14 protein-coding genes are annotated in these 17,591 nt (G+C 59.2%); 9 read left to right on the top strand and 5 right to left on the bottom strand.

The features are described from left to right. Positions 1 to 9 precede the first annotated feature (9 nt). Positions 10 to 372, bottom strand: a complete 363-nt coding sequence (locus H3028_RS17565) for a hypothetical protein (RefSeq protein ID WP_181298512.1) — start codon at positions 370 to 372, stop codon at positions 10 to 12. A 358-nt stretch (positions 373 to 730) separates the two neighbouring features. Between H3028_RS17565 and rfbD the strand changes: the two genes are divergently transcribed. Then, positions 731 to 2,815 carry a dTDP-4-dehydrorhamnose reductase gene (rfbD, locus tag H3028_RS17560; RefSeq protein ID WP_181298511.1) on the top strand — a complete coding sequence of 695 codons (2,085 nt, stop codon included), beginning with the start codon at positions 731 to 733 and terminating at the stop codon, positions 2,813 to 2,815. A 118-nt stretch (positions 2,816 to 2,933) separates the two neighbouring features. Further along, complete coding sequence (locus H3028_RS17555) at positions 2,934 to 4,100, top strand: NAD(P)-dependent oxidoreductase (RefSeq protein WP_181298510.1); 1,167 nt, start codon at positions 2,934 to 2,936, stop codon at positions 4,098 to 4,100. A gap of 292 nt (positions 4,101 to 4,392) precedes the next feature. Here the strand turns inward: H3028_RS17555 and H3028_RS17550 are convergent, their stop codons facing one another. Further along, on the bottom strand, positions 4,393 to 4,767 hold the full coding sequence (locus H3028_RS17550; RefSeq protein ID WP_181298602.1) for a YgaP-like transmembrane domain: 375 nt from the start codon (positions 4,765 to 4,767) through the stop codon (positions 4,393 to 4,395). Positions 4,768 to 5,309: 542 nt separating this feature from the next. Between H3028_RS17550 and hppD the strand changes: the two genes are divergently transcribed. Next, the gene (hppD, locus tag H3028_RS17545; protein WP_181298509.1) at positions 5,310 to 6,389 is read left to right on the top strand and encodes a 4-hydroxyphenylpyruvate dioxygenase; all 1,080 of its coding nucleotides are present in this window, start codon (positions 5,310 to 5,312) and stop codon (positions 6,387 to 6,389) included. A 338-nt stretch (positions 6,390 to 6,727) separates the two neighbouring features. Here the strand turns inward: hppD and H3028_RS17540 are convergent, their stop codons facing one another. Next, on the bottom strand, positions 6,728 to 7,639 hold the full coding sequence (locus H3028_RS17540; RefSeq protein WP_181298508.1) for a LysR family transcriptional regulator: 912 nt from the start codon (positions 7,637 to 7,639) through the stop codon (positions 6,728 to 6,730). A 153-nt stretch (positions 7,640 to 7,792) separates the two neighbouring features. Here H3028_RS17540 and H3028_RS17535 point away from each other — a divergent pair, with 153 nt between their 5' ends. The 4 genes from H3028_RS17535 (at position 7,793) to H3028_RS17520 (ending at position 12,924) form a co-directional block, all read left to right on the top strand. Then, positions 7,793 to 9,187 carry a uracil-xanthine permease family protein gene (locus tag H3028_RS17535; protein ID WP_181298507.1) on the top strand — a complete coding sequence of 465 codons (1,395 nt, stop codon included), beginning with the start codon at positions 7,793 to 7,795 and terminating at the stop codon, positions 9,185 to 9,187. Positions 9,188 to 9,373: 186 nt separating this feature from the next. Continuing rightward, entirely contained in the window at positions 9,374 to 10,723 is a 1,350-nt protein-coding gene (locus tag H3028_RS17530) for an amidohydrolase family protein (RefSeq protein WP_258237837.1), read from the top strand. Positions 10,724 to 10,756: 33 nt separating this feature from the next. Beyond that, a complete protein-coding gene (locus tag H3028_RS17525) occupies positions 10,757 to 11,464 on the top strand; it encodes a sulfite exporter TauE/SafE family protein (protein WP_181298505.1) in 708 nt (235 codons plus the stop codon). A 203-nt stretch (positions 11,465 to 11,667) separates the two neighbouring features. Further along, positions 11,668 to 12,924 (top strand): OprD family porin, encoded by a 1,257-nt coding sequence (locus H3028_RS17520; RefSeq protein WP_181298504.1) that lies wholly within the window; start codon positions 11,668 to 11,670, stop codon positions 12,922 to 12,924. Between the two features lie 122 nt (positions 12,925 to 13,046). Here H3028_RS17520 and H3028_RS17515 read toward each other — a convergent pair whose 3' ends face one another. Continuing rightward, positions 13,047 to 13,820 (bottom strand): IclR family transcriptional regulator, encoded by a 774-nt coding sequence (locus tag H3028_RS17515; protein WP_181298503.1) that lies wholly within the window; start codon positions 13,818 to 13,820, stop codon positions 13,047 to 13,049. 102 nt (positions 13,821 to 13,922) lie between these two features. Between H3028_RS17515 and hmgA the strand changes: the two genes are divergently transcribed. After that, the gene (gene hmgA / locus H3028_RS17510; RefSeq protein WP_181298502.1) at positions 13,923 to 15,227 is read left to right on the top strand and encodes a homogentisate 1,2-dioxygenase; all 1,305 of its coding nucleotides are present in this window, start codon (positions 13,923 to 13,925) and stop codon (positions 15,225 to 15,227) included. 1 nt (position 15,228) lies between these two features. After that, positions 15,229 to 16,536, top strand: coding sequence for a fumarylacetoacetase (gene fahA, locus H3028_RS17505; protein WP_181298501.1), 1,308 nt, complete (start codon positions 15,229 to 15,231; stop codon positions 16,534 to 16,536). 59 nt (positions 16,537 to 16,595) lie between these two features. Here fahA and H3028_RS17500 read toward each other — a convergent pair whose 3' ends face one another. After that, complete coding sequence (locus H3028_RS17500; protein WP_258237835.1) at positions 16,596 to 17,579, bottom strand: hypothetical protein; 984 nt, start codon at positions 17,577 to 17,579, stop codon at positions 16,596 to 16,598. Between the last annotated feature and the right edge of the window lie 12 nt (positions 17,580 to 17,591).

Here is a 17,591-nt window from a genome sequence, read left to right as displayed (position 1 = left end):
AATCCTTGGTCAGTGTCCTGGAGCGCCTTCCGGCTTGCACACCAGCAGGGCGATTGGCCCACCACCGGAGTATTTGCCTGGCACTCGCATGACGACTTGCTCGTTGGGGTTCACCGAAAACGCCGGCGCTGCCGTCATGACGGTTTCTTCTGGTAGCGCGTGGAACTGACACGAAGCAATCTCGTTGCTGCGGTTGGTCACCTTTACTGCCGGCACGCCAATTAGATCAACCTTGCTGGACTCTGCTTCTGGTACTCCGAGCGGCGTCACTTCAATGTCCATCCCGTTGAGCCGAGTGGACACATCAACGTCCTGCGCAAGGGCTGGGATTGCTATAGCCAGGCTGGCCAGCGCCAATAACGAGCTTTTCATCTAGTTCTCCGCTTGAGCGTATAGAGCATGTGAACAGCACCGGCACGCTGAGTTCGGAGCGGGTGTCACGGTTTTAGCGGCGCTTACTGGGCTGCCCGACGCCACAAGCGCCTGGGCTGGCTCATTTCGAAGATCCCTGCCTGGTAATGATTCCTGTTTTAGCGTGTCAATAACTAAAGCCAGGTTTATGCAACCTCTCATTACCGTGCAGTGAACCTCCACGATCTTCGCCGGTCCGAGCTGAGCGCTGTGCCCAAATCCGGGAATCTGCCGCAGCGGTGTCCAAAACCTGCATGTACCACCGCCGGCAGTTGCTTGGCTGAAATGACCTGCCTCTCGATCAGAGACCAATCACCCCATGGATCAGATATACGCTGTCGTACTCTCGTACAAACGCAAGCATCTGCTTGAGCGCTGTCTGGCCGGGATCAATGCCCAAAGCCGACCATGCGACGCCATCATCGTCGTCGACAATGCCAGCAATGACGGCACAGAAGAGATGCTGCTCGAGTCGGAGCTCGAAAATCTCCAGGTATACGTGCTGTCGCACAACACCGGCGCCTCGGGTGGCTTCAGCGCCGGGTTTCGCATCGCCTATCAACAGGGTGCTGACTTCGTCTGGATGATGGATGACGACGTCATACCTGAGCCCGATGCCCTGCTAAAGCTGCTTGAGGCCGATGAGCAACTTCGTGCGCTCGGCAAACCACGCTCGTTCCTGATTTCGATGGCGCATACCGAAGAGGGGCTGCTGACCAACGTTCCCCGAGTCGATGAGCGTCCCAATGCGATCGCCTATGAAAACTGGCCGGCACTGCTGGACCTGGGCGTGATTCCGGTGCGCCCGGCAACCTTCGTCTCGATTCTGGTTCCCAGGGCCTCGCTGCAAACCTACGGGCTGCCGATTGCCTCGATGTTCATGTGGGGAGATGACACCGAGTTCACCATGCGCATCAGTCAGGATGCACCCGGCTACCTGGTAGCGGCGAGTAAAGTGCTGCATATGCGACGGGTCAGCGGTGCCATCGATATCCACCGGGAGACCGATCCGAATCGGGTTGCATTGCATCGTCATCTGGTGCGCAACGAGCTGTTCGTGGCACGCAAATATTTCCGCAAGCGTCGTGTGTTGGGCTTACTGATGTCGCGCCTGGGTCTGATAGCGCAGATGCTCCAGCGCCGTCAGTTCAACAAGGCAAGAATCGTAATGAATGGCCTGGTCGAGAGCTTCCGCTTCTCGCCAGAGCCAGAGCCGGCCGACGCGCCGGTTGAGGCGCTTGGTGTCACTATGCGCGAGTTGATCCTCAGGCCGCAGAGCGCTATATCGGCCGCGGACACACCACTCTTTTCCGCCGATACCGCACCGGTTGCTGCAGCGAATGCGCCCTCAGGGGGAGCACAAAAAGAGATATCGGAGCGCCCACGCACACCCAAGTCAAACATGCGCGTCCTGATATGCGGAGCCGGCGGCCAGGTGGGGCATTGCTTGGTCAATCAGGCTGCGAGCTTTGGGCTAGAGGCCATCGGGCTGATGCATCAGGATCTCGACATTAGATCTGCGGAGCAGATCAGCCAAGCGCTCGAGCGTTACCAGCCTGCCCTGATCATTAATGCGGCGGCTTATACCAATCTGGATCACGCTGAAGCCGAGGTCGCTCAAGCCGAAGCGGTGAATCGCGATGGCGCCGCAAACCTGGCCCGAGCCGCCAGGCACTTCGATATACCGTTGTTTCATCTGTCCAGCGAACATGTTTTTGCCGGTGACAGCTCGGTGCCTTACCGGGAGACCGACGCGGCTTTACCGATCAGCGTCTATGGAGAAACTCGGCGGGCGGGGGAAATCGCGATCCGCGAAACCTTAGATCGGCATTTGATAGTGCGCACCAGCTGGATCTACGGCGAGCACGGCAACAATTTCGTCAAGACGATGCTGAAGCTCGGCCGTAAGACGGACGAGGTATCGGTCGTCAGCGATCAGGTTGGCTGTCCGACGCGTTCGCGCAGCGTGGCGCGCGTACTGATCGAGCTTGCGCTGCGCTACTGTCGCGACGGCAATCTCGAATGGGGTCTTTACCATTACAGCGGTTCATCACCTTGCTCATGGGCCGAGTTCGCCGTTGAGATCTTTCGCGAAGCCGAACGGGCAGGCCTGGTCGACAAGGCGCCGAGGGTGCTCCCGGTTACCAGCGGAAGCCTGCCACGCGCCGCGGCTCGGCCAGCCTGGTCGGTCCTGGACTGCAGCCGGATCGAGAACACGTTCGGAATCAAGCCCAAACCATGGCGAGACGAGTTGCGCCATGTGATCAGGCAAATGAGCGATCTTCCTTCGACACCCTTCGGGCCGGCGCACAGTCGCGTGCCATTCCGGACTTATCCGCAAAGTGGAGGCGAGGAACCGAGCCTGGCGCGGTTCGCGGTCGCGCAAGCAGCAAGCCAACAGTGAGGCCGTTCAAGCTGGAAAACTTTTGCTAAATGTTACGGTCTGATTTTCACGTTAAAACGAATGGGATTCTGTGATGGCCGATTCAGCGGTTACACGCGTGGGTGTTTCAGGCACAGGGATGATCTCGCACTGTTTCGTTCGCTTGATCATGGCGCACTATGACGATCTGCAGATCAGCCGTGTCCTGACTCGTCGACACATCGGAGCGCTGGCCGATTTTCCATTGCCGGACGTGCTGACCAATTCCATCGACGAACTCATCGCACATTCGGACATCATCGTCGAATGCACTGGCGACGTGTTTTTCGGAACGGAAGTGATTGAGCGCGCTTTCGAAGCCGGACTGCCGGTCGTCACCGTCAATGCCGAACTGCAGGTCACCACGGGTTCCTATCTGGCGGGCAGGGGATTGCTCACCGAAGCCGAGGGCGATCAGCCCGGCTCCCTCGCTGCGCTGCGCGAAGATGCGCTGCAGATGGGCTTTCAGCCGCTCGTCTACGGCAATATGAAGGGATACCTGAATCACAATCCAACCCCTGAAGACATGGCCTACTGGGCCAAGCGGCAGGGCATCAGTATCGACCAGACTACGTCCTTCACCGACGGCACCAAGGTGCAGATCGAGCAGGTGGTGGTCGGTAATGGCTTCGGCGCGACTATATCGCGACGCGGGTTGGAGGGTTTGGCGTCCACCGATCTGAACCGCAGCGGAAATATTCTCGGCTTGATCGCCGACGGCATTGGCCAGCCCATCGTCGACTACGTCGTGCCCAACGGTTACCCCGCTGGCGGGGTTTTCCTGGTCTGTCGTCACGACGAGATCCAGGCGCCGGCGATCGAATATTTCAAGCTAGGTACCGGCCCGTATTACTTGCTGACGCGGCCGTTCCATCTGTGCTCGCTAGAGGTCGGAAAGACAGTACGCCGCGTGTTGGCCGGTGGCGGTGTGCTGTTGAACAATTCCGTCGAACCCACGCTGGGCGTGGCGGCCATCGCGAAACGCGAAATGAAGGCGGGCGAACTGATCAGCCGGGGTATCGGCGGTTTTGATGTTCGCGGCGAAGCAGTGCAGCTTGCCAGTGAAATCGACCATGTGCCCATTGGGCTGCTGCGCAACACCGTGCTTAAAAGAGCCGTTGAGCCAGGTCAGTTGATCAGCTTCGACGATATCGAAATTCAGCCCAGCCGGGTGCTGGACATCATTTTTCAGCAGCGCCAGAGAGTGATACAGCAGGTCGAGGCCGCCACGCAGGCGGATCGCCTAATGCAGCAGGCGTGCAGTTGAACGGGGCTCATGACGAGGCGGAAGTCTGGGCCGATGGCTACGGGTTCGTTGAATTCCAGCGAACCGGGACCGGTCTCATCCCGTATCACTACGAGCCGTGTGCATCCAGATTGGCGCTGCCAGCGGATGGGGCTGTTTCAGCTGAGGACAAATCCCGAGATAGCGGGATGCCGTCCAGCTTTCTGGCCTGAATCGAGCTGCGTACCAGCTGTGGCGGCATTTTGCGATACGCGTCTCGATGATCGCCGGACCGCCAGGCAAACATCTGTACCGTTCGCCAGGTGCCTCAGCTTCAAGCGTTGCGGCGCGGCTCGCCCGGGTGCGTTTCGTGCCCCATCGGGGTGGTATCGGGAAGGGAGACTTCTGGTTTCGCGAAGTCGGGGCTGTGCACTTCCGAGTCGAGAGGCATATGACTATAGCGCTGCTTCTTTGCCAGATCCTGATCGGGCTGCGGCTGGTCCGTTTCGGTGAGAATTCGCTTGGCCTCGCAGCGTCCGCTGATACCCCGCGCCAAGGCCATGCCGCCCATGGCCAATTGCATAAGACCGCTCACGCCACCGCGACGCAGGCCCCGGCCCAACAGCATCAACCCGCCGGCAACGGAAGCGGTACGTTCCCAGCCGTGCACGTTCTGGGGAGCGGTCTTGTTGAAAAGTCGGTTCATGATGATTTCCTTGAGCTTAATGTCGAAATGTCAGGGTTATGGCTCCCTCGTGGTGCATAGATTCGGCACCTTGCTGGGAGGATTCGTTCTGAGTGAGGGACGAGCGGCGCTCGGTGACGGGTGGCTCGGCCTCGGTGCTGGCCGATAAGGGCTTGACAGTCGAGCAAGGCTCCCGCAGATTTCGCTAAACGTAATTCAGTTACGCAAAATAATAGAGCGCTCCGAAGACGAAGCGCGACCTTGCATCAGGCGTGGCACCAAATATGGATCCATCCAGCTATCACCCGTTCGACTCGGATCGCCTCGACGAACGAGCAGCCGGCCGACCGGACGAGCCCGGTAAATACCCTTGCCCGGTACGGACGAGCGGCTTCGCGCTGCGCTCGCTCGGCGTACTGGCGAGCTGCTGAGATGAAAACTTTCGGCTTTCGACTGATTCTTGGCGATCACCTCGGTCGCAGCGTCCGTGGAATTTCCTGTGCACCGCCGGGCTGACGCTTCGCACGTCATCCCTTTCTCACGCACAGCCAGTCAAGGAGCCAATCATGGCCGACCTATTTGAAAATCCCATGGGCCTCATGGGCTTCGAATTTATCGAATTCGCCTCGCCAACGCCCAACGTCATCGAACCTGTTCTGGAAAGCATGGGTTTCTCCCATGTCGCTAACCACCGCTCCAAGGATGTTGCGCTCTACCGTCAGGGCGAAATCAACGCCATCGTCAATCGCGAAACCACTGGAATCCCCGCCTATTTCGCAGCCGAGCATGGCCCGTCGGTGTGTGGCATGGCGTTCCGTGTGAAGGATGCGCAAAAAGCCTACGCTCGGGCGCTGGAGCTGGGTGCACAGGCCATGGAACTGCCTACTGGGCCTATGGAGTTGCGCCTGCCTGCGATCAAGGGCATCGGTGGTGCGCCGCTTTACCTGATCGATCGTTTCGGCGAGGGCAGCTCGATCTACGACATCGACTTCGTCTTCCTGGACGGCGTTGATCGCCATCCGGTCGGTGCCGGACTGAAGATCATCGACCACCTGACACATAACGTGTACCGCGGCCGCATGGCCTATTGGGCAGATTTCTACGAGAAGCTGTTCAACTTCCGCGAGATTCGTTACTTCGATATCAAGGGTGAATATACCGGCCTGACGTCCAAGGCCATGACCGCGCCGGACGGCATGATTCGCATCCCGCTCAACGAAGAATCATCGAAGGGCGCCGGGCAGATCGAAGAATTCCTCATGCAGTTCAACGGCGAGGGCATCCAGCATGTCGCGTTCCTCACCGATAACCTGATCGAGACCTGGGACAAGCTGAAGGCCAGCGGCACGGTGTTCATGACCGCACCGCCGGAAACTTATTACGAGATGCTGGAAGGGCGACTGCCCAACCACGGCGAGCCGGTCGAAGAGCTCAAGTCTCGCGGCATCCTGCTCGATGGTGCGTCTGAAGACGGCGAGCAGCGCCTGCTGCTGCAGATCTTCTCCGGCACGCTGCTGGGCCCGGTGTTCTTCGAGTTCATCCAGCGCAAAGGGGATAGTGGTTTCGGCGAAGGCAACTTCAAGGCGCTATTCGAATCCATTGAGCGCGACCAGATCAAGCGTGGCGTGTTAAGCACCGCTGAGTGATCGAACCAACGGCAGCCGGCTTTGGCTGCCGTCCGCGTCCTAATACTAGGATCAAGCCGCTACAGCGGTCTGCTGGACGCGGCGGGAGGAGGGCGGTACTGGCGCCGCGGCGCGGTACCCTACCGGAAGCACACACCGGCCTCTGCGCGCAAACCCGTTCAGCGGGCTGACCGCTGTAATCGCCCGCGTCGCCCAGCAGCCATGCGTGGGCGCGGAGCGATTCCTTGATGGTTACGAATTTCGACGGGGGCGCATCGCGGTGTTCCGCTCGTTCGTTGAAGCGCCATTTTTCTACCGAAGCGTCCTCTACCGAAGCGTCAATCTGGTTGATATGACCTTTATGGAGCCGGTTCGATAGAAAGCATTGCTTCTCGCAGCTGCTCTATCAATACAGTCACGGCCAAAGGCATTTCGCGCTCGGCATGGCTGCACAGTGTCAACTGAGCCTTCGCAATATGACGATCGGCGAGCGGTTTGAACACTAGCTCTTCCCGAGCAAGCTCTCGAGCGATATCCAGCCGATTGAGAAAGGCCACACCCAGCCCTGACCGAACCAGGGACTTGATGGTCAGGATCCGGTTGCATGCGGATAAAGAGGTAAGGTCGACATCTGAACGCGCCAACACATGTTCGAGTGTCGAGCCATGAAACATCTCGGTTCCCGGCAGGATCGTGGGATATGAACTGAAATCGCGTAACCAAACAGTCTGCTTTTCAGCCAATGGATGGGTGGGCGCCATGACCGCACCGAACTCTAGCTCGACTTGTTCGATAAACCGGATCCTGCGGGTTAGTGGTGGGTTGATGCAAATGCCGATGTCGGCGTCGCCTATCAGCACCTGCTCCATAATGGTTTCTGTCATCCCCGTGGTAAGTATCGAGCGCACACGCGGGAAGCGCTCATGAAACCTAAAAAGGATGTCGGGCAGTACCTGGTCAGTCAACGACTCCACTGTAGCGATCCTAACTTCGGCACACCCGGCGCCCTTGATCTCCCCGAGATGCTCCAAAAGTCGCCGCTCATCTCGCTGCCATTGTCGTACTTGTTGAAGTAACAGCTCGCCAGCCGGTGACAGTCTCAGGCCACGCGGGAGTCGTTCAAACAACGGCACTCCGAGCTCATCCTCCAATTTCAAGATCTGGCGATTGATGGCCGAGGCTGCCACGTGCAGCCGCTCCTCGGCTTTACGTAGCGATCCCTGACGCACCACCTCTTCGAAATAACGAAGTCCTGGCATCAATAGATTCATTGTCCTGACCTTTTATGACCGTTGCCAAAATGGCAACAAAGCAGCCGAAATATTGTTATAGACCAGAACAGTCGAGGCTACTAGGGTTTGCTCATAGGGTGGCTACGCCGCCTTCAGTGAGCTCCCGAACACAAAAATAAAAGGACAGCTGCTATGAGAACGACCCAGACGCCTTTCGAAAAAAGCTTAGAGCCAGTTGATGAGAGGCTACCTTTACGGACCCTCATCATCTTCGGCCTGCAACACGTTTTGGTTATGGCGGCGGCCCCAATCACGGCGGCTTTTTTAATTGGTCACACGTTGGGGCTTTCTGATGATGTAACCATCAGTCTTATGAGCGCCATTTTCTTAGCCTGTGGCCTAGGCACCATCCTCCAATCCACCGGTGTGGCCGGCTTCGGGGCCCGGCTTCCCTTCGTACAGGTGCCAGGCGGGGCACCGTTGGTGATTTTTCTGGGTATTGCCGAGGTCACCGATCTACAAACCGCCACTGGTGCCGTCATCATGACGGGGTTGTTTTATTTCCTGGCGCTGCCTTTTTTTACCAGAGCTCTGAGGTTCTTCCCGCCTATCGTGATCGGCACCATGCTATTGCTGGTGGCTGTGAATCTGATCCGCATCTTCGGCAGCCTTATCACGGGCCGGCCGGGCTCGCCGGACTTTGCCAGCATGACGAGTGTCGCCTTAGCGCTGGTGACTATCGGATTTACCGTGGTATTTGCGCGCGTCTTTACAGGTATGTGGCAGCGCATTGCGGTCATGCTCGGTTTGCTTGCAGGTGCCGCGGTTGCGGTGGCGACCGGAAATATGGCGGTTGAAAACGTGATGAACGGGGCCATGTTTGCGCTGCCCGAGCCTTTTCCGTTCGGCATGCCTAAGTTTGATTTTTTCGCTTCGCTTCCGTTGATCATCTTTAGCGTGGTTTCGATGACCGAAGCGACTGGTCAGACCATGGCCACCGCTGAGATCGTTGGCCGAAAGGGAGACCACCACTCAATCGTACCGAAGAATATTCGCGCCGACGCGTTGGGGTCCGTATTCGGCGGTTGTTTTGGCACTTCGCTAATCATTACAAGCGGCGAAAACATCGGAATCATTCGCGCTACAGGTGCCCGCTCTCGCTATGTCACGATCATGGCAGGATGCATGCTCACGGTGATGGCTCTTTTCGTACCGCTCGCCAGGCTGGCCTACGCAGTCCCCAACGCGGTGGTTGCCGGCACGGCCGTAATCGTCTTCGCCATTATCGGGGTGATGGGGATCAACATCCTTCGCAGGGTTGATTTCAACACCAACGGTAACTTGTTCACGCTTGCATCAGCGTTGGCGATGGGCCTGATACCAATCGTAGTGCCTGGCTTTTACAGCGCGTTTCCCGCCCACTTTCAGGTTGTCCTAGGCAATGGTTTGGCCATGGGAACCTTGACGGCCGTGCTCGTGAACATTCTTTTCCACCATCTGGGCAGCAGCTCCTCTCCAGCTGAAACAGTTGAGGCAGATGTAGCGATGGCCCCCGCTGAACCTAATAAGCCTTCCGTTTCGGAATAGTCCCGCCTGTCTCGGCATCCGAGCTAGCCGCTCCTGAAGCTAAGGCTGTAGCCCCGCTCGCTCAACACTTAGGTGGTACGCCGCGCTATTCGCGACAAGAACTTCACCAAGCAACACGCAACCGCGCAATTTTTAAGGACTGATATGAACCCGGCGAAAGAACATCTACCGAACCAGGAGCAACTAATGGCTCCCAATCAATTGCTCGCGCCGGAGTGGCTATTGCTGCCTGAGGGGCCCCGCCAAAATCACGCAGTGTTAGTAACGGACGGGTGTTTTGCAGACGTGGGCCCCCTGCAAATTCTTCAGCACCGTTATCCGGAGTTACCGGTACTGCGGCTGCAAAGTCAGTTGCTGATGCCTGGGTTTGTCGATACGCATCACCACTTAAGCCAGAGCTTCGGTAAAGGACTTGTCTTCGGGGAGCCTTCCGAAATCTTCAGGCGCATCTGGGTGCCGCTGGAAAGCAGCCTGAACGCTGAGCTGCTCTACCTCACGTCCAAGCTGGCTACCCTCGAGGCTCTGCGCGGAGGCTTCACAACAGTTTGCGATGCAGGAACACGCGCGCAGGAGGGGCTGGATGCCATCGCCAAGGCTGCGAAGGAAACGGGCATCCGTTGCGTCCTGGCAAGAGTTTGCAGTGACCGTCACGGCGAGGGCGTCCTTGACTCCGGTCCCGTTCTTGCCGATGCCGAACGGCATCTATCTGCATGGGACAGCGACCCGCTAATCATTCCATCACTGGCAGTCCCGATCCCTGAAATTGCTACGGATGGCATGTTGAGAAGTGTGTATGGGTTATGCGCCGAAGCTGGGCGCGTGTTTCAAAGTCATGTCAATGAGCACCTGGTTGCAGTGGAACGGTCCCTCGAACGCTTTGGCTTGCGTCCGTTGGAGCATCTGCATAGAGCCGGCGCTTTAGGCCCGAGGGCTTTGTTGGCTCATGCCACGCTGCTTACGCCTTCTGAGCTGTCCCTGCTGAGGGATAGCGGCGCAGCGGTCAGCTACAACCCTGTAGCCAGTGCATGGAAGGGCAACGCTGTCGCGCAGGCCCTGATGATGCACAGCCTAGGGGTGCCGTTAGGGCTTGGCACAGACGGGACGCGCAGTGATGGATTCCGCTTGCTTGATTACTCCGAAGCAGCGCAGCGCTTCGCCCATGGCCTTGCTGTCGGGGATTCGGTTTGCGGCTCTGGTCAAGTCTGGCTGGATGCGGGCACGCAAGGCGGTGCCAAGGTACTCGGTCTCGGCGAAGTGACCGGACGCATCGCAACTGGTCTGTCAGCGGACTTCTTGCTGGTTGATCTTGCTGTACCCGAATTGCTGCCTTCATGGGATCTGTCGTGGGAGTTGGTTCGCCTCGTCAACCGCGACCAGATCCAGGCAGTGGTCGTGCAAGGGCAGTTACGGTTGTGGCAGGGATGGCCCACGGACTGGGACGCGCGCGCGCTCATGCGTCAGGTCGATGTGTTGGCCAAAGATGCGATCGCTCGAGCACCCATTCACAAGGTCAATCCCAGCCCTTTGAATCGGTAATCCCTTCCATCATTAACGTGCACGGATCCAGCCATGCTGATCGAATCGTTTTTTTTCATCGCAGTCGCCGTCGCCGTAGGTGCTCTTGTACAGGGCACGACAGGTATGGGATTTGCCTTGATTGTCGCGCCGGTGATGGGGTTGTTAGAGCCAACATTGCTTCCCATTACCTTGCTGGCCTTGATGCTGCCGCTCAACGCCATCGTTGCGTGGCGTGAGCGTGACGCCATTGATTTGCGGGGCAGCTCGTGGATTACCTTGGGGCGAGTGTTCGGCACGTTCGGCGGGATATGGGTGCTCTTCTGGCTACCGTTGTCCCAGCTCAACGTGTTGATCGGCTTGTCGACGATTGCTGCTTGTCTTGCCACGTGGATGGCACCGGTCTTCGTACCTGGTCGTTGCGCGTTCGTTTCTACCGGGCTCATTACGGGTATCACCGAGACGGCTACGGGTATTGGTGGTCCCCCATTGGCACTGGTCTACCAACATTCGCCAGTGGCAACCCTCCGTGGGTCCGTAGCCCTCTGCTTCCTGATAGGTGAAGTGATCTCCCTTGCAGTGCTCGCTGCAGGGAACCATCTGCATGCTGAGCAGTTTCCGCCCCTGTTGTGGTTGTTTCCGCCACTGGCGCTGGGCTTGGCAGCTAGCCACTGGGCTCGGAGCGTTCTCGACGATGCCCGTCTGCGCCGCTTCGTACTCCTGTTTGCCTTCGTCTCAGGATTGTTGCTCTTGGCTCAATAAGACGGCGTTGGTTTAAACGCGAAGGTTGCTCAATTCCGTCTAGCAGCAGGAATCGAACAGCACCAAGTCTTGATTAGTGCTGTGGCTGACTGACCTCCACCGCAGAACTATTTGCCGCCTGCGCGGCAGAACTACTCCCCCTCGCTTAGACATCCGCAACGGCGGCGGGGAGCCCTCAACCTTGAAAAAGGAAAACAACAACAATGAAACACCACACCACCCAATCAAGCCGCATCCTCGCAACCACCTTGCTCGCCGCGTCCATCGCCGCTCTCGTTCCGCTGACCGCCGGTGCCGGGGGATTCGTTGAAGACACCAAGATCACCGTGAACGCGCGCAACTTCTACATTGGCCGTGAATTCCGCGACGACTCCATCACCCGCACCAAGGCCGAGGAATGGACCCAAAGTTTCTTCCTAAACGCCCAATCAGGTTACACCCCCGGCCCGGTCGGCTTTGGCATCGACATGATTGCCGGTTTAGCTGTCAAACTCGACGGCGGCCGTGGCACTTCCGGCACCGCGCTGTTGCCGCGCGACAGTAGCGGCCGCCCGGTCGACGACTATGGCCGCTTGGGCGTAGCTGCCAAGGCCAAAATCTTGAATACCGAACTGAAAGTCGGCGAAATGATGCCGGTGCTGCCGATCCTCCGTGCGGACGATGGTCGCTCGCTGCCGCAGACCTTCGAGGGCGGCATGATCACCTCGCGGGCGTTCGACGGGCTGATGCTTTCTGCCGGTCAGTTCCGCCAGAACAGCGTGCGCGACAACGCGAGCATGGAAGACATGAGCTTCGGCGGTGGTGTCTCGGACCGCTTCAACTACATCGGTGGCGAATACGCCTTCAATGACAAACGCACCACCGTCGGCCTGTGGACCGCTGAGTTGGCGGATGTTTATGAGCAGCAGTACGTACAGCTGTTGCACACCCAACCGCTGGGCGCCTACCTGGCCCTGACAGCCAATCTCGGCTATTTCCAGGGCGATGAAGATGGCAGCGCCCGTGCCGGCGAACTGGACAACAAGACCTATTCCGGCCTGTTCGGTCTGAAGGCTGCCGGCAACTCCTTCTACGTTGGCTTGCAGAAGGTCAGCGGCGACGCTTGGATGCGCGTCAACGGCACGAGCGGCGGCTCGATGGCCAACGACAGCTTCAATAACAGCTACGACAACGCTGGCGAGCGTTCCTGGCAGCTGCGTCATGACTACAACTTCGCCGCAGTGGGCATTCCCGGCATGACCCTGATGAATCGCTACATCAGCGGCGACAGCATCAGAACAGCCAGCACCGAAGACGGCGAGGAATGGGGCCGTGATACTGAGCTGGCTTATACCATCCAGAGCGGCCCGGCGAAAAATCTCAACATAAAGTGGCGTAACTCAAGCTATCGCTCCGAAATCAACGCCCGAGATAACGACGAGAATCGCCTGATATTCAACTTCCCGTTTTCGATCCTGTAGCTGCGGCCGCTATTGTTCCGTTGAACGCACCGCTGCTGTGTGCTCTTGGCCCGTCATTGGCGGGTCTTTTTTAAGCGTCCCGAATCGACCTGGCTCTAGCCACTGGCAACGCGAGTAGCACGCTACGCCCCCATCCGCGCGCTGATCGCTCGCGCAACCTCAAGCAACCGCTTCGCCGCTTCGCCGTCCGCTTCGGCCGTAAAACCGGGTTCTGCGCCGACGACTGTGATGACCCCCGCCAATTTCTGCCCGCCGCTGAACAGCGGTGCCGACAGCGCATTGACGCCTGCCATCAACAGGCCGTGCACGGGTTGAATATGTGTGCGCTGCAGCGCGCTCATGGTGGTGAGCAGGGCATCTGAGGAGGGTGCTGACGGCAGCTGCATTTCGGCTTCGCGCAGCTGGACGGTTTCCGCGTTCGGCATGAAGGCATTGAACACCAGGCCGGTTGATGAGCCCAGCAACGGCAGCACCGAGCCCACCTGCGTCACCAGCGTGACGGCGCGTACTGCCTGTTCAACATGCACCACCGCCGGACCGCGGTTGCCCCATACCGCGAGAAAGCAGGTCTCATTGAGTTCATCGCGCAGTTGCGCCAGATGCGGTGTTGCCAGCTTGACCACGTCCAATCGCCCCAGCGCCGCCAGACCAACGAACAGCGCGGCGCGGCCCAGACCGTAGTGATTGGTCAGCGGATCCTGCTCGGCGAAGCCGCTCGCCATCAGTGCTTGCAAGTAGCGATGCACCTTGCTGGCAGGCATGCCGACGTGCTCGGCCAGGCGCGACAGGGAGGTCGCCGGGGCTAGTTCGGCCAGCGCCGTGAGGATCTCCGTTCCCACCTCTGCCGCCTGGACTTTCTGCCGCCTTGGCGCTGTTTCCGCGTTGTTGTCTGCCATGAGTTCGATTGCCTGCCCGTGAAGGCGCTGTTTATAGCTTGACGCTGGAACGAGTTCAAATTACTTTTTGCGTAACACGGTTACGCAAGTCGAGAGGCAGCCATGCTCAGCCAAGAACAAGATATCCAGGCTCATCGATACCAGTCCGGCTTCGGCAATGAATTCAGCAGCGAGGCGTTACCCGGTGCGCTGCCCGTCGGGCAGAACTCGCCGCAGAAGGTGCCTTATGGGCTCTACACGGAGCTGCTTTCCGGGACGGCCTTTACCGTCTCGCGCAGCGAGGCGCGGCGGACGTGGCTGTATCGCATTCGCCCATCCGCCAACCACGGCCAGTACCAACGGCTGGGGCACCAGCTGAACAGCACGCTGGGAGCGGTCACGCCCAATCGTCTTCGCTGGAATCCCATGCCGATGCCCGAGGTCGCGACCGATTTCATCGATGGCCTGATGTGCGTTGCCGCTAACGGCGAGCCGGGCCAGCCGACAGGCGCAAGCATTTATCGCTACGCGGCGAATCAGTCGATGGAACGGGTGTTCTTCAATGCTGATGGCGAGCTGCTGATCGTGCCGCAGCAGGGCGCGCTGAAGCTGGTCACTGAGCTGGGCGTGCTCGAGGTGGCACCATTGGAGATCGCTGTCATTCCGCGTGGAATGCGGTTCCGTGTTGAGCTGGTTGATGCGAACGTCAGCGGATATGTGTGTGAAAACCATGGCTGCGTGTTGCGTCTGCCCGACCTTGGCCCGATCGGCAGCAATGGCCTGGCCAATCCGCGCGATTTCCTGGCGCCGGTTGCGCATTTCGAAGAGCGTGACGAGCCGGTGCAGCTGGTGCAGAAATTTCTCGGTGAACTCTGGGCGACTGAGCTTGATCATTCGCCGCTGGACGTGGTGGCTTGGCATGGTAACAACGTGCCGTACAAGTACGACCTGCGCCGTTTCAACACCATCGGTACGGTCAGTTTCGACCATCCTGATCCGTCGATTTTCACGGTGCTGACTTCACCCAGTGCCATCCATGGGATGGCCAACATCGACTTCGTGATTTTCCCGCCGCGCTGGATGGTGGCGGAGAACACCTTCCGTCCGCCGTGGTTCCACCGCAACTTGATGAACGAATTCATGGGGCTCATCGCCGGCGCCTACGACGCCAAGGCCGACGGCTTCTCGCCGGGTGGTGCCTCACTGCACAACTGCATGAGCGCTCACGGGCCGGATCACGTTTCGACTGAACAGGCGATCAACGCCGAACTCAAACCGCACAAGATCGAGAACACCATGGCCTTCATGTTCGAAACCGGCCAGGTGCTTCGCCCAACGCGCCAGGCGCTGGAAAGCCCGCAGCTGCAGGATGATTACGACAGCTGCTGGGCCGGCCTGACCAAGACCTTCGACAAGAACAGGAAGTGACATGACCGCACAAAACGAACTACGCAGCTGGGTCGAGTCCGCCAATGACCATTCGGACTTCTCTCTGGCCAACCTGCCGCTGGGTGTGTTCAGCCGCGACGGCGGACAGCCACGGGGCGGCGTCGCCGTCGGCGATTACATTATTGATCTGGCTGCTGCCTGTGAGGCCGGCCTGTTCGAAGGGCGAGCCGCCGAAGCGGCAACAGCCGCCAGCGCCAGCAGCCTCAACACCTTCTTTGCCCTGGGTGTATCGGCTCGCAAGGCGCTGCGTGAAGCGCTGCAAGGATTGCTGGCCGAGACCAGCGAACACCGCGAGCGCCTGCAGGGCATGGGTGAGTCCCTGTTGAAGCCGATGGGCCAGTGTCAGATGCACTTGCCGGCCCGGGTTGGCGACTACACCGACTTCTATGTCGGTATCCATCACGCTAACAACGTCGGCAAGCTGTTCCGCCCGGACAATCCATTGCTGCCGAACTACAAGTACGTCCCCATCGGCTATCACGGTCGTGCGTCCACCATCGATGTTTCGGGCGCGACAGTGAAGCGGCCCAACGGCCAAACCATGCCGCCGGGTGCCACCGAGCCGAGCTTCGGCCCGAGCAAGCGCCTTGATCATGAGCTCGAACTGGGGATTTGGATTGGCGAAGGCAACGCCCGTGGCGAGGCTATCCCGATTAGCGAGGCGGGGCGTCACGTGGCGGGCTTCTGCCTGCTCAACGACTGGTCGGCTCGTGATCTGCAGGCCTGGGAATATCAGCCGCTGGGTCCGTTTCTCTCCAAGAGCTTTGCCACCAGCGTCTCGCCTTGGATCGTGACGCCGGAAGCGTTGGAACCCTTCCGCTGCGCCCAGCCGGTACGTCCCGAAGGCGATCCGCAACCGCTGCCGTATCTGTATGACGAAAAGGACCAGCAACAGGGCGCTCTGGATATCGAGCTGGAAGTGTTGCTGCTGACCGAGGCCATGCGCGACAAGGATCTACCGCCGCAGCGCATCACCCTGAGCAGCACTCGGAACATGTATTGGACGGTGGCCCAGATGGTGGCGCACCACAGCGTCAACGGCTGCAGCCTGCAACCGGGCGACCTGTTCGGCTCGGGCACATTGTCCGGCGAGAGCACCGACAGCTGCGGCAGCCTGCTGGAGATCACCCAAGGCGGCAAGCAGTCGCTGGAGCTGGCCAGCGGTGAGACGCGTACCTTCTTGGAGGACGGCGACGAGATCATCCTTAAGGCGCGGTGCCGACGTGAGGGTCATGCCTCGATTGGGTTCGGCGAGTGCCGTGGTCGGGTCCTGCCCGCTTCGCGCTAACTCAATCAACAAGCCCGGTGGCTATTAAGCACCGGGCTTTTTTCGTGGCGTTCAGCGAATCAAGGTGCCCCCGCTGTTTCCAAGGCCGGCGCAGGCCCTGGTCCGGTGGCCGCTTTTTGCATCTGCTCAGCCAGGGCAGCCGAGAACTCCTGGACGGCGGACCAGCGCATATGCACGGCATCGACGAACGAGGTGACCGGCGTGTTCCAGTCCTTGTCAGCGTTCCAGTAGGTACCGCTGGCGCCCAAACTATCGACAATGCGCTGGTCGAAGTCGGCGAGGAAGGTACCGTCCGGGTCGTATTTTTCCTTCCATTGCGGATGCAACGGGGTGGAGACCACCATTAATTGCCGACCTTCCTGCTGTAGGCGCGCGCTCAGTTCGCGTAAGGCGTCGAAGCAGTTGCGGTCCAGCGCGTCTGGACGGCCGTACATCAGCTTGCGGGTGTTTTCGGTTACCAGCGGGCCATCACCAAAGCGGTTGAAGACCAGCGGATCCCATTCGATCTGTCCGGCGCGCTGAGCTTTGACCGTCAGCGCGTTTCGCGCCAATGACTTCGGCGAGAAGTAGCGCATGTAGTAATTCCAGCGCGAGGCACCCTGATAGACGTAGGGGTCGACATGCTCGCGGCTGAAAACCGCGTCTTGTACCTTCCAGCAGCCGGCGAAATCCTGCGGATCGGCGATCATGACGACGCTGCGGATGCTCGACTCCCGGTCGAGTAGCCAGTGCGCGACATAAGCGGACTGATTGGCGAACAGACCGCAGAAGGCGCCATTCATTGGCCGAACCTCCGGCAGTGCCTGCGCCAGTACGTGGCCGTTCACGTGGCGCCAGGCCACGGAAGAACCAATCACCAGCAGGTTGGGGGACTTGATCCGGTTGGCACGCATAAAGCTGAGTTTTTCATCAACGCACAGGTTGTTGGAGAACGCTGGCGGCGGCAGGTTGCCGGTTCGGTCCAGACTCAGCAGCGTCAGACAAAACAGCGTCAGGGCACCGACCAGACCGGCAAACAAGGACAACAAATACAGTGAACGCATCTGGCCCGGCGC

Origin of the sequence: Pseudomonas sp. Q2-TVG4-2, assembly GCF_013620795.1 — a bacterium.
GTDB lineage: Bacteria > Pseudomonadota > Gammaproteobacteria > Pseudomonadales > Pseudomonadaceae > Stutzerimonas.
The sequence above is the reverse complement of the archived record's forward strand: the minus strand, read 5'-3'. Positions and strand labels throughout refer to the sequence as shown.